Origin of the sequence: Hydrogenophaga sp. UC242_53, assembly GCF_042696965.1 — a bacterium.
Taxonomy (GTDB): domain Bacteria; phylum Pseudomonadota; class Gammaproteobacteria; order Burkholderiales; family Burkholderiaceae_C; genus Hydrogenophaga.
Genome location: NZ_CP170552.1, coordinates 4,919,778 through 4,939,554 on the forward strand (window position 1 = coordinate 4,919,778; position 19,777 = coordinate 4,939,554).

The window sequence follows — 19,777 nt, forward strand, 5'->3', positions numbered from 1 at the left end:
GTGCAAACCAGAGACACCGAGGAACCGGCTTCGCCGGGCCTCAGGTGTCGTCCCCCCTTCGGGGGGAAGGCGCCGAAGGCGGCGCAGGGGGGAGCTTCTTCATCCTGTAGGCGAACTGGCGCAACGTCAACCCGAGGCTTTGCGCCGCGCGCGACTGGTTGCCCTGGTGCCGGGCCAGCGCCTCGCGCAGGGCCTGCGCGCTGTGCGACTGCGCGCTCTGGTAGTCGCGCACCAGCGGCTCATCGTCGTCGGCGGTGGCCGCCGTGCCCTGGGGCATGAAACGCTCCAGCGTGGCGGCCGTCACCAGGGTGTGGTCGGCCAGCAGCACCAGGCGCTCGATCAGGTTGCCCAGTTCGCGGATGTTGCCCGGCCAGTCATGCGCTTCCAGCCGGGCCAGCGCGTCGGGCGCGAGGTTCACGTTGCGCTGGTGCGCCTGGTTGGCGCGGTTCACGAAGTGCAGGGCCAGCGCGCGCACGTCCTCGCCGCGCTCGCGCAGGCTGGGCAGGCGGATCGGGATCACGTTGAGGCGGTAGTACAGGTCCTGCCGGAAGCGCCCGGCCTGCACCTCGCGCGCGAGGTCGCGGTTGGTGGCGGCCACCAGGCGCACGTTCACCTTCAGCTCGCGCGTGCCGCCCAGGCGCACCAGCGTGCCTTCCTGCAGGGTTCGCAGCAGCTTGGACTGCATGGCCAGCGGCAGCTCGCCGATCTCGTCGAGGAAGATGGTGCCGCCGTGGGCCTGCTCGAACCAGCCCGCGCGCGCGGTGTTCGCGCCGGTGAAGGCGCCGCGCTCGTAACCGAACAGCTCGGACTCGAACAGCGTGTCGGGAATCGCCGAGCAGTTGACCTTGATGAAGGGCTGGTCGTGCCGGCCGCTGGCTAGGTGCACCGCGCGCGCGAACAGCTCCTTGCCGGTGCCCGACTCGCCCAGCAGCAGCACCGTGGCCTGCGACTGCGACACGCGCTCGAGCTCGCCCAGCGCCTGCAGCAGCGCGGGCGAGCGGCCGATCAGGCCGTAGCGGGCGCTGGCGCTGTCCAGCGCGCGGGCCAGGGCCGCGTTGCGCGCCAGCAGCTGACGCGTCTGCTCGGCCACCAGCTGTTCGAGCCGCAGCAGCTGCCCGGCCAGCGTGGCCAGGATGCGCAGCACCGCCAGATCGTCGTTGAGGTGGCGCTGGCGGCTGCGGATGCGGTGGCAGGCCAGCACGCCGATGGTGGCGCCGTTGACCTCGATCGGCAGCGCGATGAAGGCCACGGTCTGCGGCGGCAGGCGATCGCGCGGCACCGTGCGGAACAGGAACAGCGGTTCGGCGTCCACGTCCTGCACGATCGCGGGCAGGCCGGTGGCCAGCACGCGCCCGGTGATGCCCTCGCCCCAGCGGAACACGCCGCGCTGCACCTCCTCGGCCGTGAGGCCGTAGGCGTGGCGCACCGAGGCCGTGCGCTCTTCGCCCGGCGCGGCCTCGCCGGCCAGCACCATGCGGCCCCGGTTCAGGCCCAGCAATTCGCTCATCAGGTGCAGCATCTCGCGCAGCACGAAGGCCGGCGCCAGGCTGCGGCCCACCAGCTTCATCACTTCGCGCATGAGCAGCAGCTCCTGGGCGTGCCAGTCGGTTGCGGGGCTGTCGGGGTCGCTGGGGCTGGAAGGCATGGGCGCGGGGCAAGCAAACATCGCACCAATGGCGGGCGAAGCCCGCCCTGGCGAGCTAAAATCGCCGCTTCTCAAGGAGCGTTGCAGCGCCGGCGGGTTTTTCAGCCCTCACCGTGCGTCAGGCTTGAGTGGGCGCGAACAGGCCCAAACGGCGCTCACCGGTCTGTTTTTCGCAAACTGCCTTGGTGAGCCTCATGTCCTCCGAATCCGCTTCTCCGTCCCCGTCTTCCCCCGTGCCGCCGATGCTGCTCTCCGGCCTGGAGCCGCTGCGCATCGAGCCGGGCAGCCTGTTCGTCAACGTGGGCGAGCGCACCAACGTCACCGGCTCCAAGGCCTTCGCCCGCATGATCCTCGAGGGGCGCTTCGAAGACGCGCTGGCCGTGGCGCGCCAGCAGGTGGAGAACGGCGCCCAGATCATCGACGTCAACATGGACGAGGCCATGCTCGACAGCAAGGCCGCCATGGTGCGTTTCCTCAACCTGATCGCCGGCGAGCCCGACATCGCGCGCGTGCCGGTGATGGTGGACTCCTCCAAGTGGGAGGTGATCGAGGCTGGCCTGCGCTGCGTGCAGGGCAAGGGCGTCGTCAACTCCATCTCCATGAAGGAAGGCCTGGACGAGTTCAAGCGCCAGGCGCGCCTGGTCAAGCGCTACGGCGCGGCCGCCGTGGTCATGGCCTTCGACGAAAAAGGCCAGGCCGACACCTACGAACGCAAGGTCGAGATCTGCGAACGCGCCTACCGCGTGCTGGTCGATGAGGTGGGCTTCCCGCCCGAAGACATCATCTTCGACCCCAACATCTTCGCCATCGCCACCGGCATCGAGGAACACAACAACTACGCGGTGGACTTCATCAACGCCACGCGCTGGATCAAGCAGCACCTGCCGGGCGCCAAGGTCAGCGGCGGCGTGTCCAACGTGTCGTTCAGCTTCCGCGGCAACGACCCGGTGCGCGAGGCCATCCACACCGTGTTCCTGTACCACGCGATCCAGGCCGGCATGGACATGGGCATCGTCAACGCCGGCATGGTGGGCGTGTACGACGAGCTCGAGCCCGAGCTGCGCGAGCGCGTGGAAGACGTGGTGCTCAACCGCCGGCCCGATGCGGGCGAGCGCCTGGTGGAGGTGGCCGAGAGCGCCAAGGGCTCGGCCAAGGACGACAGCAAGAAGAACGAATGGCGCGCGCTGCCGATCCGCGAGCGGCTGAGCCACGCGCTGGTGCGCGGCATCAACGACTTCATCACCGAAGACACCGAAGAGATGTGGCGCGAGATCGAGGCCGGCGGCGGCCGCCCGCTCAACGTGATCGAAGGCCCGCTGATGGACGGCATGAACGTGGTCGGCGACCTGTTCGGCCAGGGCAAGATGTTCCTGCCGCAGGTGGTGAAGAGCGCGCGCGTGATGAAGCAGGCCGTGGCGCACCTGCTGCCCTACATCGAGGCCGAGAAACTGGCCCTGCAGGCGGCCGGCGGCGACGTGAAGCCCAAGGGCAAGATCGTGATCGCCACCGTCAAGGGCGACGTGCACGACATCGGCAAGAACATCGTCACCGTCGTGCTCCAGTGCAACAACTACGAGGTCGTGAACATGGGCGTGATGGTGCCCTGCCACGAGATCCTGGCCATCGCCAAGGCCGAGGGCGCCGACATCGTGGGCCTCTCGGGCCTGATCACGCCCAGCCTGGAAGAGATGCAGTACGTGGCCGGCGAGATGCAGAAGGACGAACACTTCCGCGGCCGGGGCATCCCGCTGCTGATCGGTGGCGCCACCACCAGCCGCGTGCACACCGCGGTGAAGATCGCGCCGCATTACGACGGCCCGGTGGTCTACGTGCCCGACGCCTCGCGCAGCGTGAGCGTGGCGCAGGGCCTGCTGTCCGACCAGGCCGCGGCCTACATCGCCGAGGTCAATGCCGACTACGAGCGCGTGCGCACCCAGCACGCCAACAAGAAACAGGTGCCGCTGTGGCCGCTGGAGCGCGCGCGCCTGAACAAGACGCCGATCGACTGGAAGGCCTACACGCCGCAGAAGCCCAAGTTCATCGGCAAGCGCGTGTTCAAGAACTTCGACCTGCACGAGATCGCCAAGTACATCGACTGGGCCCCGTTCTTCCAGACCTGGGACCTGGCCGGCCCCTTCCCCGAGATCCTGAAGGACGAGGTGGTGGGCGAAGAAGCGCGGCGCGTGTTCAGCGACGGCAAGCGCATGCTGCAGCGCCTCATTGAAGGCCGCTGGCTCAGCGCCAGCGCGGTGGTGGGCCTGTACCCGGCCAACAGCGTGCACGACGACGACATTGAGCTCTACACCGACGAGAGCCGCCGCGAAGTCGCGTTGACCTGGCACGGCCTGCGCCAACAGGCCGAGAAGCACGAGATCGACGGCGTGATGCGCCCCAGCCGCTGCCTGGCCGATTTCGTCGCGCCCCAGGGCGAGGCCAACGACTACGTGGGCATGTTCGCCGTGACCGCCGGCCTGGGGGTGGAGAAGAAGGAAAAGCAGTTCCTCGACGACCTCGACGACTACTCCGCCATCATGCTCAAGGCCCTGGCCGACCGCATGGCCGAGGCGCTGGCCGAGTGCATGCACCACCGCGTGCGCACCGACCTCTGGGGCTACGCGGCCGACGAGGCGCTGAGCAACGAAGAGCTGATCAAGGAAAAGTACCAGGGCATCCGCCCGGCGCCGGGCTACCCCGCCTGCCCGGACCACTCCGTCAAGCGCGCGATGTTCGACGTGCTGCAGTGCGAGGACATCGGCATGGGCCTGACCGAAAGCCTGGCCATGACCCCGGCGGCCAGCGTGAGCGGCTTCTACCTCGCCCACCCGCAGAGCACCTACTTCAACGTCGGCAAGATCGGCGACGACCAGGTGGACGACCTGGCCGAGCGCAGCGCCGTGGCGCGCAACGAGCTGCAGCGCTGGCTGGCGCCGAACCTGTGAGGACGGAGACGATGACGTCGAAGAACCCACGGCCCAACGACGATCTGCTTTGGAAAGGCGTGTTGCTCGCCGCCATTGGCCTGATCGTGCTGATCGCACCCCACCGCCTCCAGTCGCCGGCGCTGCGGGACATCGTCGCGGGCTCGGCGGGCCTGGGCTGGCTGGCGCTGGTGTTGGGCGCCGGGTGCCTGGCGGTGTGGGGATGGCGCGGGTACAGGCATTGGAAGCGCCAGTAGGTCACCGACCTTGTCACGGGGCGCCATGGCGGCGCGCCGGGAACCTCCTCATGCGGCGGCGGCTCTGCCTTCCGTACATCCCCTTTTTGATGTTGGCTTCTTAAAACCTTTTCACCATGAACCTGCTCAACAACCTTTTCAACCACCCCCGGCTCGGCGTCATCCTGTTGCGCTGGACGCTCGCGCTCCTGATGGTGCTGCACGGCTGGGCCAAGATCACCGGCGGCGTGGGCGGCATCGAAGGCATGCTGGTCGCCAAGGGCCTGCCCGGCTTCCTCGCCTATGGCGTGTACCTGGGCGAGTTCGTGGCGCCGCTGTTCCTGCTCGCGGGCGTGTGGGTGGTGCCGGCGGCCCTGGTCATCGCGATCAACATGGCCTTCGCCGTGGGCTTGGCGCACATGGGCCACTGGTTCGATCTCACCAACACCGGCGGCTGGCGCCTGGAACTGCAGGCCTTCTTCTTCGTGACCGCGCTGGTCGTTGCCTTCACGCACCGCATCGGCCCGAACAAGTGAGGAGGTTGGCGGGGCGCCAAGCCCCATCACAGGTCTGACGTGATCCGCTGCTGTGCGTTGAACTGCAGGATCAGTTCCTGGGCAGTTTGCAGCAGCGCTTCCTCTTCCAGGGAGAGGGCGCACAGCGAGCCCTCATCGCTCGCCGCCAGCAGCATCCTGGTCAATGCCACGGCGCAGAGAATGCGCATTGCCTGAGGCGATTCCTTGCGCATGAACGCCATGACCAGCACAGTGGTCGTCAGGGCCCAGCCCTGGAGGCGTCCATCGGACAATCCCGGCAGGTCGTTGAATGCGAGTTCAACGACCTGCCGGGCCAGGGTCGCTGGGCGACCCAGAGAGACACCCATGTTGCGGCACAGTTCAAACTGCGTTTGAATGGCCGCTTCGGCCTTGCGCCTTCGGAACACTTCCGGCGCTCCTGAAAAAAAGCCCATACACATCTCCTTGCGGCTGCACGCGAGTTCTTCTGGAATTCGCGTGCAGCGACTGACATTGCGGTATGCGCATCATAATGTGACTTAAAGGAGGCTGACTCAAACACGTCACAGCCAGAGACTTGAGCGATGTCTCGTTCATCGGCCAGCGCTCCCCCAACCCTCATTTCGGCCCGAGAGGCCCTGGCCCTGAACATGATCCGGCTGCGCGCCGAGCGGGGCTGGTCCCAGGAAGACCTGGCCCATGAGGCCGGGTTGCACCGCACGTTCATCGGCCACGTGGAACGGCAGGCGCGCAACATTTCACTGGACAACGTGGAGCGCATTGCCCACGTGTTCGGCCTGCAGGCGCATCAGTTGCTGGCGCCGGTGGCCAGGCCCAGGAACCCGGGTTCCTAGGCCTTCGCATCGAGCGATCAGACGTTCATGATCGCCACGGCGCGCGAGTTCAGGTAGGCCTCCATGGCCTCGGGACCGCCTTCGGAGCCGTAGCCCGAATCCTTGATGCCGCCGAACGGCATTTCCGCCGAGGGCATCGCGGGCATGTTGACCCACAGCATGCCCACTTCCACCCGGCGCGCGAGCAGGTCGGCGTTTTTCAGCGAGCGCGTGAAGGCGTAGCCGGCCAGGCCGTAGGGCAGGCGGTTGGCTTCGGCGATGGCTTCGTCCAGGGTGTTGAAGCTGCGCACGGCGGCCATGGGGCCGAAGGGCTCGTCGTTGAACACGCGGGCTTCGAGTGGCACGTCGGTGAGGATGGTGGGCCGCCAGAAGTTGCCTTCGTCGCCGATGCGCTCGCCGCCGGTGGCCAGCGTGGCGCCGCGCTCCACGGCGTCCTTGGTGAACTCGGCCATGGCCGTGACGCGGCGCGGGTTCGGCCAGCGGGCCCATCTGCGTGCCCTCGGCCGTGCCGTCGCCCACCGCGAGGCCGGCCGCGTGTTTGACAAGCGCGGCCGAGAACTCCTTGGCGATGCTCTCGTGCACCAGGAAACGCGTGGGCGAGATGCAGACCTGGCCCGCGTTGCGGAACTTGGCGCCGCCCGCGGTCTTCACGGCCAGGGCCACGTCGGCGTCTTCCGCCACGATCACCGGTGCGTGCCCGCCCAGCTCCATGGTCACGCGCTTCATGTGCTGGCCGGCCATGGCCGCGAGTTGCTTGCCCACCGGCGTGGAGCCGGTGAAGGTGATCTTGCGGATGACCGGGTGCGCGATCAGGTAGCTGGAGATCTCGGACGGCGTGCCGTAGACCAGGCCGAGCACGCCCGCGGGCAGGCCGGCGTCGGCGAAGGCGCGCACCAGTTCGGCCGGCGCGGCCGGGGTTTCTTCGGGCGCCTTGACGATCATGGAGCAGCCCGTGGCCAGCGCCGCCGCGAGCTTGCGCACGACCTGGTTGATGGGGAAGTTCCAGGGCGTGAACGCGGCCACCGGGCCGACCGGGTCTTTCAGCACCATCTGGCGCAGGGCCAGGTTGCCGCGCGAGGGCACGATGCGGCCGTAGACGCGCAGGCCTTCGTCGGCGAACCACTCCAGGATGTCGGCGGCGGCCATGGCCTCGCCCTTGGCCTCGGCCAGCGGCTTGCCCTGCTCCTGCGTGAGCAGGCGGGCGATGGCGCCGGCGCGCTCGCGCATCAGGCCGGCGGCCGCGCGCATCACCTTGGCGCGCTCGATGGCCGGCGTGTCGCGCCAGGTTTCGAAGCCCTTCTGCGCGGCGGCCAGGGCCAGGTCCAGATCGGCCTGGCGCGCGTGCGCCACGCGCCCGATTTCCTTGCCGGTCGCCGGGTTGAACACGGCCAGCGTCTCGCCCGCTTGGGCATCGCGCCAATGGCCTTGGATGAAGAGTTGGGTGTTGGGGTACGTCAAGGAAGTCTCCTGAAGCGGTGAAAGCGGCGGTGAAAGCGGAACCTTAACAGCAGTCGAATGGCCGCGCGGGCACGGTGGCATGCGGGAAATCTCGAGCCTTATCGCGTGCGCTTGTCCGCGATAATTCCCGGGCCGCTTCCTGCGGTGATCACGACATGACACTTCAGCAGCTGCGAACTTTCCTGGCCATTGTCGAGTTTGGCAGTTTTCGCAGAGCCGCGCGAGAGCTCGACGTGTCCCAGGCGGGCTTGACCACCAGCATCCAGGCGCTTGAAAACGAGCTGAAGCTGCGGCTGATCGTGCGATCGACCCATGGGATCACCTTGACGGCGGAGGGCCGGCAGATCTACGAGCGCGCGCAGATCGTCGATCGCGAGTCGCGCCAGATCCTCAGCGACGCCGATCGCCTGCGTGGCAAGAGCGGCGGTCACCTCAGCATTGGCCTGGGCCCCACGCCGACCGCGACCCTGTTGCACCACGTGGTGCCGGACTTCCACAAGCGTTTCCCCGACGTGCGGCTGAACCTGACCAGCGGGGTGTACGAGCACCTGGAGTCCGCCTTGCAACAGGGCAAGGTGGAACTCGCGATCACGGCGGTGCCTGGCGAAGGCGTGTCACCGAACCTGACGAGCGTGGAGCTGTTCCGCAGCGATCTGGCCGTGATCGCCCGGGAAGACCACCCGCTGGCGGGCGCCGATTCCATCCGCGAGCTGCTCGAGACCGAATGGGTGCTGCTGGGCTCGCCGGGCGGCCCGGGTGGCACGGTGACGCAGTACCACATCGAGCACGGGTTGCCGGCGCCCCTCATCGCGGCCACGTGCGAGTCCCTGACCCAGCTGGCGGCCCTGGTGCGCGGCACCGACTGGATGGCCGTCATCCCGGCCGTGATGATCGACCGCGGTCTCATGGGCGACGGACTCGCGACCCTCAAGCTGCGGGAGGCGGTGCCGCGCTATGTCAACAGCGTGGTCTACCGCCGCGAGCCCCCGCTCTCGCCAGCGGCCCAGGCCTTCGTCGCCATGTGCCGCTCGTGCGCGCGCGCGCTGGCCCTGGGGGTCAGGCCCTGAGCCTTTCCGCCCGGGTCAGAAGACGTGGCGCATGCCGATCTGGACCCCGCGGACGTCCGCGCCCGCGGCCGGGCTGCCGCCCGCGTCGGCGCGGCTGGGCCACAGGCCGAACGCGGCCGCACCGTCGTTGCGCTGGTGGGCGACGCTCACGTACACCGAGGTGCGCCGGGACAGGGGTTGCAGGTACTGCACCGCCCACAGGCGCGCGTCCGAGCCGGCGGCGTCGTCGACGTTGCGCACCTGGTAGGTGGCGTTGATTTCACCCGGCCCCACCGGCACCTTGACGCCGACGGAGCCGCCGCGCATGCCGAACGAGCCATCGACATCGGATTTGGTGAGATAGCCGTACAGCTTCGCCACCCGGAAGTCGTAGCTCGCGCCCAGGCTGACCGTGTCGGTGGAGACCGAGGCCCGCCCGGGCTGGCCCGCCGAGGCGCCGGTGGTGTTCAGGCGGTCGTAGACGGCGCCGACGTACAGCGCGCCCTGGGCGTATTCCAGGGCATAGCTGGCGGGATGGCCAAACGGTGAGGCGCCCTCGTTGGTCGCCACCATCACGCGGCCCACGAAGCCGCCGACGGTGGGCGAGGTGTACTGGATCGCGTTGTTGTATTGAACCGGATAGCCCAGGTTGCCCGCCGCCCCCCCGCGCTGGAACAGCGTCTGCATGGCACCCATGCTCGAGCGCTGGAACGGGTCGATGCGCAGCGACATCGCGATGCTGGGCGTGAACTGGCTGCCCAGGGCCAGGCTGCCCAGCGTGGCGTGGCGCAGGCCCACCACGGTTTCGCGGTTGAAGGCCTGCGTGGGGCTGGACAAGGTGCCGGTGTCGGCGTTGAAGCCCTGCTCCAGCTTGAAGAAGGCCTGATGCCCACCGCCCAGATCCTCCGTGCCGCGCACGCCCCAGCGCGAGGTGTCGCTGGACAGCAGCGTGTGGCGGCGGGCGGCCGTCAAGGCCGTGCCGAACATGCGCACGGCGTTGACGGACGCGTCCAGGCGCCCATACAGCTGGACCGATGACGTGCCGCCCGGGGCCTGGGCGAACGCGAGGGGCGGCACGAGCAGGCACGCGCCGATCACACTCTTCTTCTTCATGTTGTCTCCTTCCGTGGGAAGCGCTCGGGGCGAGCGCGAATGGCAGCGCCTGGCGGCGCCGCCGGTTACAGATCCAGCACGACCTCCGCATCCGCCTCGGCGGCGCGGGAGCAGCACAGCACCATCCTGGTTTTCCGTTGTTCCTTGCTCAGCACGAAGTCGCGATGGTCCACCTCGCCTTCGATGTAGGGAACGGCGCACACACCGCACAGGCCGTCGCTGCACTTGACGTCCACCTGCAGCCCGCAGGCGGCGAGCGCCTGCACCGCCGATTGCTCGGCGGTCACGGGAATGGTCCTGGCGGAGCGCGCCAGGCGCAGCACGAAGGGGTGGCGCGCGCGCGCGGGGGCCTCGGGGACCGAGAAGTACTCCCGGTGCAGGCTCTCCTCGGGCCAGCCGAATCCGCTGGCGGTGTCGAACACCGCGTCCATGAAGGCCGAGGGGCCGCAGGTGTACAGGTGGCTGTCCGGCACCGGATCGCGCAGCACGTCCGCGATGTCGAGCCGGCGTTCGTCGCTGAAGTGGAAGTGCACCCGGCTGGCCCAGGGCATGGCCTCGAGTTCCGGAATGAACGCGGCCTGGGCCCGTGTCCTGGACTTGTAGTAGAGGTCGAAGTCGGCGCCCATCGCGTGCAGCTCGTGCGCCATCGCGATCAGCGGGGTGACGCCGATGCCGCCGGCCATGAGCACGTGCCGCCGGGCCGAGGGCACGATGGGGAAGTGGTTGCGCGGCCGCGAGATCACCACCGGCGTGTCCTGCCGCAGCATCTGGTGGATCTTGAGCGAGCCCCCCCGGCCCTGGTCCTCGCGCAGGATGCCCAGCAGGTAGTGCCCGCGCTCGGCGGGGTTGCCCGCCAGGCTGAACTGCCGGATGTACTCCGGCGTGACGGTGACGTCGACGTGGGCGCCGGCCGCCCAGGCGGGCAGGGGCTGGCCGTCTTTCGACACGATCTCGAACAGGTCGATCTTGCCGTCGGCCGAGCTCTGCCAGCGGCGGCCGATGCGCGCGACGATCACGGGCGGCGCCTCGACCAGCGGGCGCAGGGGCGGAACGAGGTTGTCGGTGTCGCCGTCCTTGATGCGCTGCTGGTGTTGCTGGGGGCTGAGCAGCTGCCGGTACGCCTCGATGCCGGCCTCGCGGTCCAGGGGACTGGGCATCGGCAGGGGCAGGGGGGCCAGCGGCGCGGGGTAGGCCGCCAGCGTCTGGTCTTCGTGCTTCAACCGGATGTGCTTGTTCAGGCCGCGCGTGTTGACCTCCTGGGCCTGCACGATCCGGCCGGTGCCATCGTTCGTGATGTCCCACCACCACTTTTTCCTGGCGTTGATGCCACCCCGTCCGAGGGCATCGTCCAGCCGCGCGAGCCATTGGGCCGCGACCGGCATGTGGATGGCCGCCCACCGGAAGGGTTTCTCCTGCACCAGCCCGGGCAGGTTCCAGGGGCAGGCCTTCATGCAGCGGCCGCACATGGCGCCGCCCAGGTTGGTCATCCGGTAGCGCGTGCATTTCTCGACGTCGGCTTTCCAGATCTCGTAGCCGTTGAACATCACCTTCGGACCCGCCGAGATCGCGCCCGATGGGCACTCGCGCGCGCACTTGTTGCAGGAGTCGCAGAAGTTCTGCAGGCCGAAGTCGATGGGTTTGTCGGGCTGGACCGGAAAGTCCGTGGTCATGACGCCGGTCTTGCTGCGCGGGCCCAGGAACGGGTTGAGGATCGTCTCGCCGATCCGGCTGACCTCGCCCAGGCCGGCCAGCAGCACCAGCGGGGTCTGGATGACGTCGCTGTCGGCCGCCGAATGGGCCGTGGCGCTGAAGCCGAGGTTGCGCAGGTGGTCGCCGAGGACCCCGCACACCAGGCCCGCGCGCATGTAGGTGCGCATCGATTGGGCGCTGGAGATCCAGTCGTCGCCCGAGGCGCCTTCCATGGTTTCGTAGCCCTGGTCGATCATCACGGTGGCCGCGAAGGGGTGGGCCACCGGCATTTCGGTGCCGTCCTGCCGGTGCGAGTACCAGACCCACGCCGGCGCGCGGGAAAGGCCCGCCAGGTCCGCGCCGAGGAAGTGCAGCGTCGCCTTCACCAGGTCCGCGTTGTGCGCCGGATCGCTGTAGGGGGCCTGCTCGGCCGCCGGCTCGCCCCGCTGCAGCACCGAGTACACGTTCAGCGCCAGGCGCAGCGCCGCGGCCAGGGGCGCCTTGGCGACCGAATAACCGTCCTTGGACATGTCCTGCGTGGTCTTGCCCAGGTCGCCGAACGCGGCCCGCAGGAAGAACTCGCTGCTCTTGGGCACGCGCGGGATGCGGGCTTCGTCGATGTAGGTGGTGGTCTCGTCGACCCGCTTGAGCGTCTCGACCGGGTAGCGGCTGTCCCGGTAGTGGCGGCCCTGGAAGTCGATCGCATTGGAGGCGTTCTTCGGGCTCGCCGAGCCGATCCACCAGCTCGGGCCCTGGGCATGGAAGCGTTCGGCGAGCGAGGGTGGCGCCAGGGCCTGGTCGGGCTCGAGCGCCAGGTTGGTGGTGACCACGGCCAGGCCGAAACGGTCGCCGATGAAGGGGTTGACGACGGTGTCGCCTTCCCGCCGCGCCAACCCGCTGGACACCGCCAGGCGCAGGAGGTTCACGTTGGTGGTGGTGGCGGTGTGGCTGCGTGCTTCGTAGCCGAGGATGCGCAGGTAGTTGGCCAGGACCGCCGCCGTCTCGGCCGCGCGCAGCGCGGCGCGCCAGGCCTGCATGCCGACGATCCAGTCCGAACCGGGCTCGTCCTTCGAGGGGTCGCGGGGGTGCTCGACCATCAGGACCAGCGCGTGCGTGTGGTGCTCGATGCCCGACTCGCACAAGGCCATCGAACGCTTCATCTGGCGCAGCACGGCGTTGGGGTTGAAGCGCAGCCGCAGCTTGGTTTCCGACTGCTCGTAGGTCGCGGTGCGGAAGTCCGGGTGTTCCACCGGTTGCGCCAGCAGATCACCGGCATCCAGACGGCACACGCCCGCGATCGAGGTGTCCAGAAAGTAGGCGGCGGACTTGAGGTGTTCGGCCCGCTCGCGCGGGCTCGAGGGAATCTCCGCCTCGGTCGGGTTGCGGTCGCCTTCGCGCACCTGGTCGAGCGCGCACATGAAGCGGCTGATGGAGGACGCGAGCGTGGAACGGGGCCCGGGTTCGCGCGGTGGGCGCAGCACGCCGGTCTCGCGAATGTGGTCCAGGTCGGGCGCGGCGGCCCGGCGGCTCAGCCGCTCGCTGGGGTAGGCGCCCAGGTGCACGGGCCGTTCGTCATGGGAGAAGAGGCGCATGGCGGTTTACTCTTTGATGCCGCGGGCTTTGACGATGGCGCCGTAGCGCTCGCTGTCGCGCCGGATCTGCGCCCCGAAGTCCGCGGGGGTCATGGGCGTGGCTTCCGCGCCCAGGGCGCGGATCTGTTGCGCCACCGCTGCCGAGGCCAGCAGCTTGTTGATCTCGGCGTTCATCCGGGCCACGATCGCCGCGGAGGTGCCGGCGGGGGCGTAGACGCCGTGCGTGGTGCCCGCGTCGAAGCCCGCCAGGCCCTGCTCCTGGATGGTGGGCGTGGCCGGGAACAGCGGTGAGCGTTTGGTGGTGCCGACCGCCAGCAGGTGAAGCCGGCCCGCGCGGATGTGTTCGAGCGCGATGCCGGGGTCGAAGGCGAACTGCACGACACCGCCCAGCAGGTCCTGCAGCGCGGGCGACGAGCCCCGGTAGGGCACGTGCTCGGCCCGGATGCCGGCCTGCTCCTTGAGCATCTCGGCCGCCACGTGCGGCGCGCTGCCGTTGCCCGGGGTCGCGTAGGACAGCTTGCCGGGGTGGGCCTTGGCGTAGGCCAGGAAGCCCTGGAAGTCGTTGAAGCCCAGGCGCGCATCCGACACCAGGAACAGTTCGATCCGGGCCGCCGCGGCCACCGGCATCAGGTCCTTGTCCGGCTGGATCGGCAGGCGCGGCAGGGTGTGCACGGAAATCGACATCGCGCTGCCGGACGTCACCAGGAAGGTGTAGCCGTCGTTGGGCGCGCGCGCGACGGCCTCGGCGGCGATCATGCCGGTCACGCCCGATTTGTTCTCCACCACCACGGGTTGGCGCAGCGCCTCCGTCAGCCCCGGCACCAGGGCCCGCGCGATCACATCCGGGGAACTGCCGGGCGGAAAGCCGACGATCAGGCGGATCGGTTTGCTTGGCCAGTCGGCGGGCGTGTTGGCGCTGGCGGCATGGGCGCCCGGGAGCAGCGCGGCGCAGACCGCCAGGCGGCCGATCCAGGTCGAGAGTCGAGAGCGGTGTGGCCGTGGGGATGTCGTTGTCATGTTGTCTCCTGGTGGGGTGAGGGGGCGCGATCCGATGCGTGGCCGGATCGTCAGGTGGTGGTGTGAAGCGGGGGGTCCACGTCCTCGAGCACGAGCAGCCCGTAGGCCGTGTTCGACGCCGGGACGTGATAGAAGCGGTGCACCACGTCGACCTCGGCTTGCAGGGCCCCGCGCATGACGAGCCACATCACGCACTCCAGGCCTTCCGAGCCGGCTTCGCGCAGGAGTTCGAGGTGGTCCTTTTGAGCGACCTGCTCGGGCGCGGCGACAAAATCGTCCAGCCAGGCGTTGTCGAATTCGGCGTTGATCAGGCCGGCCCGTTCGCCCTGCAGCTGGTGCGAGAGGCCGCCGGTGCCGATCACGGCCACGCGCACGTCGGCGGGGTAGGCCTCGATGGCTTTGCGGATCGCCTGGCCCAGCTTCAGGCAGCGCCGGCCCGTGGGAGGCGGGTACTGGATGACGTTCACGCACAGCGGGATCACCTGGCAGGGCCAGGACGTCGGCTGGCCGAACAGCACGGAGAGCGGCACCGTCAGGCCGTGGTCCACCGTCATTTCGGAAACCACCGTGATGTCGAACTCGTCCAGGATCAGCGATTCGGCCAGGTGCCAGGACAGTTCGGGCGCACCCTGGACCACCGGCACCGGACGGGGGCCGTAGCCCTCGTCGTGCGGCTGGTAGCGCTCGGCCACCCCCAGCGCGAACGTGGGCGTGAGCGCCAGGGAAAAGCAGGACGCGTGGTCGTTGTAGACGACGATGCAGACGTCCGGCTTCGCGCGCGCGATCCAGTCCCTGGCCGCCTGCATGCCGTCGAACACCGGCTTCCAGTACGGCTCCTGCGTCTTGCCGCCATCGACCGCGGCGCCGATCGCGGGCACGTGCGAGGTGCCCACGCCACCAATCACCTTAGCCATGGGCCGCCTCCCGGTTCTGTTGCCGGCTGCGAAGGCCCGCGACCGCGCGGCCGCCGCCCACCATCATTCGCCGGAAGTCCTCGACCGTCGTCGGCGTGGCCGACATGGCGGCCCCGACGTGCTGCATGCTCAGGCCGTCGAAGATGGCCAGCTTGAAGGTGTAGTAGATGTTGCCGCCCAGGCGCAGCAGGGCCAGCCAGTCGCGCTGGAGCACGGCCTCGCGCTGGGCCTCTGTCATCGGGTAGCGGGCCAGGCAGCCCTGCGGGTCGGCGCGGAAGGCGTCGCGGTGGTCCGCGATGTCCAGCGATTTGCAGAACATGTTGAGCCCGTAGCCCATGCGCTGATGGGTGCCGTCGAACACGTAGGTGCCCGGGATGTCGTGGTAGTCGCGTGTCTGGGGTGTCATCAGGTGTGTTCCAAAGGGAGGCCGGCGTACTGTTCGGCAAGGGCCACTTGCGCGCTGGGAGAGGACTTCAGGAAATCCAGCTCGTACTCCTGCGCGCGCTGGTCGAAGGCGGTCGAGGAGGGGAAGCGGTGCAGCAGGTTGGTCAGGTACCAGGAGGTGCGCACGGAGTGCCACACGCGCCGCAGCGCCGTCTCGCTGTAGCTGGCCAGCAGGTCCGGGCTGCCGGTGCGGTAGCGGTGATCGAGCGCGCGGCTCAGGTAGTGCACGTCCGAGAAGGCGAGGTTGAGGCCCTTGGCGCCCGTGGGCGGCACGATGTGCGCCGCGTCGCCGGCGAGGAAGAGCCGGCCGTAACTCATGGGCTCGGCCACGTAGCTGCGCAGCGGCGCGATGGACTTCTCGATCGAAGGCCCCTCCACGATCGAGGCGGCCATGCTGGCCGGAAAACGCGCCTTGAGTTCGGACCAGAAGCGCGCGTCCGGCCAGTCCTCGATGTTGGTGTCCAGCGGCACCTGGATGTAGTAGCGGCTCAGCGTCGGGCTGCGCATGGACGCGAGCGCGAAACCGCGCGGGTGGTTGGCGTACACGATGTCCGGCAACGGGGGTTGCGGCGTGAGGATGCCCAGCCAGCCGAACGGGTAGATCTTCTCGAACTCCTTCAGCACGTCGGCCGGGATCGCGCGGCGGGACACGCCATGGAAGCCATCGCAGCCGGCGATGTAGTCGCACTCGATGGTGACGCGGCGGCCATCGAGCTGCAGGCTGACGCTGGGCGCATCGGTGTCGACACCGTGCAGCGCGACCTCGCCCGCGTTGAAGATCACGCGGGCGTTGCGCCGGTCGGCCGCCGCGAACAGGTCTTCCTGGATGCTGGTCTGGCCGTAGGCGACGAAGCGCTTGCCCACGTGCTTGTGCACGTCGATGAAGAACTCGCTGCGGCCGGCCCACACGATCTTCATGCCGTCGTGCGCATGGCCTTCCTGGTCCATGCGCGCCGAGAGGCCGTACTGGCGCAGCATGTCCACGGTGGTCTGCTCCAGCACGCCGGCGCGGATGCGCGCCTGGACGTAGTCGCGGCTCTGGCGTTCCACGACGACGCTGTCGATGCCGTGGTGGTGAAGGATTTCCGAAAGCAGCATGCCCGCCGGGCCTGCCCCGACGATGGCGACTTGGGTTTTCATGGTGATGTGCAAAAAGGCGCTGGTTGAGTGGGGCGGATCGTAGGAAGACCCTCCGTCCGCAACAAGTCAGCGCGGTGCTATAGCGATCGCTTCGAGCGATCACCTGAAACGCGCACGCGGAACCACAATGCCGGCATGAGCAGAAGCAGAGCGGCCGTGCGGGCCATGAAGCAACAGGCCGCGTGCGCCGGGGCGAATCCACAGCGCGCGCAGGAGGCCCTGATGGCGCTGCTGGAGCGCAGCATCCGCTTTCGCCATCGGAGGTTGGCGGTGTTGCGCCTGTGCGATGCCATGGAGTCCGGTGCACCGGTGCCCGAGGCGCAGTGGCGCTACTGCCTCGAGGCCATGCCGTGGGACGACCTCGCGTTGCGGGCGCGGCTGGAACGGGCCGCCCGCCGCCGGACGGCCGACCCCTCCTGGATTGTTCAATCTTCCTGATGAGTTGTTCAAAATCTTCCGCTTGATGCAGGGACGGGCTGGGGCTGTAATTCCCGCTCGGAACCGTTCTTGGCATGGGTCGGGCAAGAGATCTCGTGCGTGGACACCGCCATTTCAATGCCCTCAGGAGACCTCACATGCCCATGTCCGACGACGACCGGAAAAAACTGTCCCACCGCCTCTACACCGCCATGGTCCTTCCGTTGAAGGACGACGAGATCGACGAGCCCGGGCTGCGCCGGCTGGTGCGCTACTACGCGGACCACCGCTTCGCTCAGGTCGGCGGCCTGATCGCGAACCCCGAAGCGGGCGAGGTCTCGTACCTGAGCCGCGAGGAGAAGCGCCGCGTGCTGGAGATCGTGATGGAGGAAGCCCGCGGCCGGCTGCCGGTGCTGGCCGGCACCTTCGGCTGGACGACCAAGGACGCCGTGCAGGCGGCGCAGGACGCCAAGGAATTCGGCGTGGACGGCATCTTCGTCATCCCGCCCGCCGGTTCCATGGACGTGTCGGTGGCCTGGGACGCGGCCCGCTACCCCGAGGTGTGGCTGGACCAGATCCGCCTGCAGCAGGAGGCGGTGGACCTGCCCATCTTCGCGCACCCGATCTCCAACGCCACACCGCAGTGGGGGCTGGGCCTGCCGCTGGAGGCCACGCTGGCGATCTGCCGCGCCGTGCCCAATGTGATGGGCTGGAAGATGACCTATTCGCCCCAGGGCGCCCGGGTGATCGCCCGCGCGCTGCGTGAGCACCTGCCCAACGTGGCGGTCCTGCCGTCCAGTGCCCACCTCTTCCACGACTACCTGGCCTCCGGCTGGCAGTTCGACGGCGCCATCAGCGGCTCCTTCAACTACGCGATGGAGCCCATGCTGGCGCACATCGAGGCCTTCGAGCGCCTCGATCTGAAGGCCGCGCGCGAGATCTGGAACGGCGGCATGGCGCAGCTGCACGAATACGTGTATTCGGAGCCGGGCCGACTGCACGTGCGCTACAAGATCGCCACCTGGCTGCGCGGCCTGATCGATTCGCCCCTGATGCGCGCGCCCATGCCGCGCCCCCGCCCCGAAGAGATTCGCACGCTGGCCCGGCTGATGTCCGCCTGCGGCCTGGACGTGGTGCGCAGCGAAGCCGAACAATCCATCTGACCCGAGGGCCCTCACCATGAACCCCAACCGTCGCACCGTGTTGATCTCCGCGGCCGGCATGGCCGCCGCGCTGGCCATGCCCGCGCACGCGCAGGCGCCTTTCCCGAACCGGCCCATCCGCCTGGTCGTGCCTTTCCCGCCGGGGGGCTCGACCGACGTCGCGGCCCGCACGATCGCCGAGCGCATGGCGCAGGACCTGGGGCAACCCGTCATCGTCGACAACCGCCCCGGCGCCGGCACCACCATCGGGGCGGCCAACGTCGCGGCCGCCGCGCCCGATGCGCAGCACGCTCTACATCACCGGCACCATCAGCCACGCGTCGGCCGCCGCGCTGTACAACAAGCTGAGCTACGACCCGGTGAAGTCGTTCACGGCGGTGGGCTTCGTCACCGAGTCGCCCTTCATCCTGGCCGTCAACAGCGCGGCGCGCGAACACACGGTGCAGGAGCTGATCCAGGCCGCGCGCGCCCAGCCCGGCGAGATCACGTACGCCTCCAGCGGCAACGGCGCGGCGCCCCACCTCTCGGCCGAGTTGCTGGCCCGTTCGGCCGGCGTCAAATTCCTGCACGTGCCCTACAAAGGCGTGGGCCCGGCCCTCACCGCCTTGCTGTCCAACGAAGTGCGTTTCACCGTGGCCGACGCCGGCGCCGTGCCGCACATCGCCGGTGGCCGCCTGCGCGCGCTGTCGGTGCTCAGCGCCAACCCCTCCCCCATGCTGCCCGGCGTGCCCGGGCTGGCCTCGTCGGGCATCAAGGACGTGGACATCTCCAGCAACCTCGGCCTGCTTGCGCCGGCCGGCACGCCCACCGACGTGCTGGACAAGCTCCACGCCAGCCTGAACCGCTCGCTCGCCCAGGAGGGCATCAAGGCCAAGCTGGCCGGCCTGGGGCAGCTGGTCGCCCCGCGTTCGCGCGATGAGTTCATGCGCACGCTGGTGAACGACGTGCAGCGCTACGCCAGCGTGGTGAAGGAAGCGGGCATTCGGATCGACTAGGGGCTTCCGACGGGTCGTTGAAAGAGCGTCCGCCATGGGATGCCACGGTGACAGACGTGGTCAGGGATCGCACGTGTTGCCCTCGGGCAATCGACCGGCGCTGCCCGAGACAGCGCGGTTGTAGGCAAGGTATTGCTTGGCGCGCAGCTTGGTGTTGGCGGTGATGGCTTCGATCTTGCTGCTCAAGTCATAGCCCTGTTGGTAGTCAGGCATGAAAGATAGTCGCAAGCATTTCACACTGGCCATTGACACATCGCCCAGCCTGTCCAGTTCGGCCTTGTTGTTCTGGTCCACCAGCAACTCGGCTTGCCGCACACGGGCGGCCTGTTGCGCTGCTTTCTTTTGCACATCCGTGATGGGCAGGGCCGCGATCCAGGCATCGATGTCATCGCGGATGCCGTTGTTGTCGCCATCGGGCCCTCGAAGATCGCTGGAGCGGTCCAGTTGGGGCAGTTGGCCGCTGTCTTCCAGGGCCTTGATCTGTTCGGCCAGGGTGGGCGATGCCGGGGCGGGTGAACCGGGGGGCGGCGTGCCGCCCGGCGCGTTGCTGGACGTGGTGTTACCGCCGCAGGCCGGCAGCCAAGCGACCAGCAACAGCGAAAACATTGAAATGAGAAAACG

17 protein-coding genes, 1 pseudogene and 1 riboswitch are annotated in these 19,777 nt (G+C 68.7%); of the genes and pseudogenes, 8 read left to right on the top strand and 10 right to left on the bottom strand.

The features are described 5' to 3' along the window. Positions 1-40: 40 nt before the first annotated feature. Positions 41-1,645, bottom strand: coding sequence for a sigma-54 interaction domain-containing protein (locus ACFJI0_RS24725; RefSeq protein WP_382322729.1), 1,605 nt, complete (start codon positions 1,643-1,645; stop codon positions 41-43). Positions 1,646-1,712: 67 nt separating this feature from the next. Beyond that, a riboswitch (S-adenosyl-L-homocysteine riboswitch) is annotated at positions 1,713-1,809 on the top strand. Between the two features lie 78 nt (positions 1,810-1,887). Here ACFJI0_RS24725 and metH point away from each other — a divergent pair. The 3 genes from metH to ACFJI0_RS24740 all read left to right on the top strand — a co-directional run bounded on the left by metH (position 1,888) and on the right by ACFJI0_RS24740 (position 5,335). Continuing rightward, positions 1,888-4,584, top strand: a complete 2,697-nt coding sequence (metH, locus tag ACFJI0_RS24730; RefSeq protein WP_382325818.1) for a methionine synthase — start codon at positions 1,888-1,890, stop codon at positions 4,582-4,584. 11 nt (positions 4,585-4,595) lie between these two features. Then, a complete protein-coding gene (locus ACFJI0_RS24735; protein ID WP_291120089.1) occupies positions 4,596-4,820 on the top strand; it encodes a hypothetical protein in 225 nt (74 codons plus the stop codon). Between the two features lie 116 nt (positions 4,821-4,936). Then, positions 4,937-5,335: a DoxX family protein gene (locus ACFJI0_RS24740; protein WP_291120091.1), complete on the top strand. Its 399-nt coding sequence runs from the start codon at positions 4,937-4,939 to the stop codon at positions 5,333-5,335. Between the two features lie 26 nt (positions 5,336-5,361). On the opposite strand, the gene ACFJI0_RS24745 is transcribed toward ACFJI0_RS24740, so the two are convergent. Beyond that, positions 5,362-5,769 carry a hypothetical protein gene (locus tag ACFJI0_RS24745; protein ID WP_382322730.1) on the bottom strand — a complete coding sequence of 136 codons (408 nt, stop codon included), beginning with the start codon at positions 5,767-5,769 and terminating at the stop codon, positions 5,362-5,364. A 195-nt stretch (positions 5,770-5,964) separates the two neighbouring features. Between ACFJI0_RS24745 and ACFJI0_RS24750 the strand changes: the two genes are divergently transcribed. Further along, positions 5,965-6,168: a helix-turn-helix domain-containing protein gene (locus tag ACFJI0_RS24750; RefSeq protein WP_382163390.1), complete on the top strand. Its 204-nt coding sequence runs from the start codon at positions 5,965-5,967 to the stop codon at positions 6,166-6,168. A 17-nt stretch (positions 6,169-6,185) separates the two neighbouring features. On the opposite strand, the pseudogene ACFJI0_RS24755 reads toward ACFJI0_RS24750, so the two are convergent. Continuing rightward, positions 6,186-7,626, bottom strand: a pseudogene (locus tag ACFJI0_RS24755) (NAD-dependent succinate-semialdehyde dehydrogenase). A gap of 155 nt (positions 7,627-7,781) precedes the next feature. Here ACFJI0_RS24755 and ACFJI0_RS24760 point away from each other — a divergent pair. Beyond that, entirely contained in the window at positions 7,782-8,693 is a 912-nt protein-coding gene (locus tag ACFJI0_RS24760) for a LysR family transcriptional regulator (RefSeq protein WP_382322731.1), read from the top strand. A 15-nt stretch (positions 8,694-8,708) separates the two neighbouring features. Here the strand turns inward: ACFJI0_RS24760 and ACFJI0_RS24765 are convergent, their stop codons facing one another. The 6 genes from ACFJI0_RS24765 to pobA all read right to left on the bottom strand — a co-directional run bounded on the left by ACFJI0_RS24765 (position 8,709) and on the right by pobA (position 16,581). Then, on the bottom strand, positions 8,709-9,785 hold the full coding sequence (locus tag ACFJI0_RS24765; protein ID WP_382322732.1) for a porin: 1,077 nt from the start codon (positions 9,783-9,785) through the stop codon (positions 8,709-8,711). 65 nt (positions 9,786-9,850) lie between these two features. After that, positions 9,851-13,066 carry a 4Fe-4S dicluster domain-containing protein gene (locus tag ACFJI0_RS24770; RefSeq protein WP_382322733.1) on the bottom strand — a complete coding sequence of 1,072 codons (3,216 nt, stop codon included), beginning with the start codon at positions 13,064-13,066 and terminating at the stop codon, positions 9,851-9,853. A gap of 6 nt (positions 13,067-13,072) precedes the next feature. Next, positions 13,073-14,083 (bottom strand): Bug family tripartite tricarboxylate transporter substrate binding protein, encoded by a 1,011-nt coding sequence (locus ACFJI0_RS24775; protein WP_382322734.1) that lies wholly within the window; start codon positions 14,081-14,083, stop codon positions 13,073-13,075. 50 nt (positions 14,084-14,133) lie between these two features. Beyond that, positions 14,134-14,997, bottom strand: a complete 864-nt coding sequence (locus ACFJI0_RS24780) for a class III extradiol dioxygenase subunit beta (RefSeq protein ID WP_382322735.1) — start codon at positions 14,995-14,997, stop codon at positions 14,134-14,136. Next, a complete protein-coding gene (gene ligA, locus ACFJI0_RS24785; protein ID WP_382163377.1) occupies positions 14,990-15,403 on the bottom strand; it encodes a protocatechuate 4,5-dioxygenase subunit alpha in 414 nt (137 codons plus the stop codon). Before ligA ends, ACFJI0_RS24780 begins: the two co-directional genes overlap by 8 nt. Beyond that, on the bottom strand, positions 15,403-16,581 hold the full coding sequence (pobA, locus tag ACFJI0_RS24790) for a 4-hydroxybenzoate 3-monooxygenase (RefSeq protein ID WP_382322736.1): 1,179 nt from the start codon (positions 16,579-16,581) through the stop codon (positions 15,403-15,405). Before pobA ends, ligA begins: the two co-directional genes overlap by 1 nt. 135 nt (positions 16,582-16,716) lie before the next feature. On the opposite strand from pobA, the gene ACFJI0_RS24795 reads away from it, so the two are divergent. From ACFJI0_RS24795 to ACFJI0_RS24805, 3 genes are all read left to right on the top strand, one after another. After that, entirely contained in the window at positions 16,717-17,019 is a 303-nt protein-coding gene (locus tag ACFJI0_RS24795) for a hypothetical protein (RefSeq protein WP_382163373.1), read from the top strand. Between the two features lie 137 nt (positions 17,020-17,156). Then, entirely contained in the window at positions 17,157-18,161 is a 1,005-nt protein-coding gene (locus ACFJI0_RS24800) for a dihydrodipicolinate synthase family protein (RefSeq protein WP_382322737.1), read from the top strand. Positions 18,162-18,439: 278 nt separating this feature from the next. Next, entirely contained in the window at positions 18,440-19,156 is a 717-nt protein-coding gene (locus tag ACFJI0_RS24805; protein ID WP_382322738.1) for a Bug family tripartite tricarboxylate transporter substrate binding protein, read from the top strand. A gap of 60 nt (positions 19,157-19,216) precedes the next feature. On the opposite strand, the gene ACFJI0_RS24810 is transcribed toward ACFJI0_RS24805, so the two are convergent. Next, positions 19,217-19,762, bottom strand: a complete 546-nt coding sequence (locus tag ACFJI0_RS24810) for a hypothetical protein (RefSeq protein ID WP_382322739.1) — start codon at positions 19,760-19,762, stop codon at positions 19,217-19,219. Positions 19,763-19,777: the final 15 nt, after the last annotated feature.

Coding starts and splice junctions, on each gene's coding strand:
- ACFJI0_RS24725 (WP_382322729.1), bottom strand. CDS start 1,645: ATGCCTTCCAGCCCCAGCGACCCCGACAGCCCCGCAACCGACTGGCAC.
- metH (WP_382325818.1), top strand. CDS start 1,888: ATGCTGCTCTCCGGCCTGGAGCCGCTGCGCATCGAGCCGGGCAGCCTG.
- ACFJI0_RS24735 (WP_291120089.1), top strand. CDS start 4,596: ATGACGTCGAAGAACCCACGGCCCAACGACGATCTGCTTTGGAAAGGC.
- ACFJI0_RS24740 (WP_291120091.1), top strand. CDS start 4,937: ATGAACCTGCTCAACAACCTTTTCAACCACCCCCGGCTCGGCGTCATC.
- ACFJI0_RS24745 (WP_382322730.1), bottom strand. CDS start 5,769: ATGGGCTTTTTTTCAGGAGCGCCGGAAGTGTTCCGAAGGCGCAAGGCC.
- ACFJI0_RS24750 (WP_382163390.1), top strand. CDS start 5,965: ATGATCCGGCTGCGCGCCGAGCGGGGCTGGTCCCAGGAAGACCTGGCC.
- ACFJI0_RS24760 (WP_382322731.1), top strand. CDS start 7,782: ATGACACTTCAGCAGCTGCGAACTTTCCTGGCCATTGTCGAGTTTGGC.
- ACFJI0_RS24765 (WP_382322732.1), bottom strand. CDS start 9,785: ATGAAGAAGAAGAGTGTGATCGGCGCGTGCCTGCTCGTGCCGCCCCTC.
- ACFJI0_RS24770 (WP_382322733.1), bottom strand. CDS start 13,066: ATGCGCCTCTTCTCCCATGACGAACGGCCCGTGCACCTGGGCGCCTAC.
- ACFJI0_RS24775 (WP_382322734.1), bottom strand. CDS start 14,083: ATGACAACGACATCCCCACGGCCACACCGCTCTCGACTCTCGACCTGG.
- ACFJI0_RS24780 (WP_382322735.1), bottom strand. CDS start 14,997: ATGGCTAAGGTGATTGGTGGCGTGGGCACCTCGCACGTGCCCGCGATC.
- ligA (WP_382163377.1), bottom strand. CDS start 15,403: ATGACACCCCAGACACGCGACTACCACGACATCCCGGGCACCTACGTG.
- pobA (WP_382322736.1), bottom strand. CDS start 16,581: ATGAAAACCCAAGTCGCCATCGTCGGGGCAGGCCCGGCGGGCATGCTG.
- ACFJI0_RS24795 (WP_382163373.1), top strand. CDS start 16,717: ATGAGCAGAAGCAGAGCGGCCGTGCGGGCCATGAAGCAACAGGCCGCG.
- ACFJI0_RS24800 (WP_382322737.1), top strand. CDS start 17,157: ATGCCCATGTCCGACGACGACCGGAAAAAACTGTCCCACCGCCTCTAC.
- ACFJI0_RS24805 (WP_382322738.1), top strand. CDS start 18,440: ATGCGCAGCACGCTCTACATCACCGGCACCATCAGCCACGCGTCGGCC.
- ACFJI0_RS24810 (WP_382322739.1), bottom strand. CDS start 19,762: ATGTTTTCGCTGTTGCTGGTCGCTTGGCTGCCGGCCTGCGGCGGTAAC.